Source organism: Photobacterium sp. R1 (assembly GCF_054600795.1).
Map to the genome: position 1 here is coordinate 1 of NZ_BAAHZP010000364.1, position 306 is coordinate 306.

Sequence of the window (306 nt, forward strand, 5' to 3'; positions counted from 1 at the left end):
TTGCGCAGTGCCTGCTCTGCCGCCTGCTTATCCTCGCTTTCGATACAAAAACTGATGCTGTATTCAGATGACGACTGAGTGATCAGAACAATAGAAACGCCTGACGCCGACATCGCCCCGAAAACCCGGGCCGCCATGCCGACCATGCCTTTCATACCCGGGCCGGACACATTCACCATGGTCAGGTTTTTGAGCGTGGTAATACCTTTGATTGCCAGCTTGTCTTCACCCGTATCCTGGCCGATCAGTGTTCCGGCACCTTGCGGGTTAAAACTGTTTTTGATCAGGCAGGGAATGTGAAATTGC

The 306-nt window shown here is 52.6% G+C and carries 1 protein-coding gene; it reads right to left on the reverse strand.

What is annotated here, in order from left to right; genetic code table 11:
- Nucleotides 1-306: ACT domain-containing protein (locus tag ACYP03_RS25440; RefSeq protein WP_459782597.1), on the reverse strand; the 306-nt coding region annotated here is incomplete at both ends.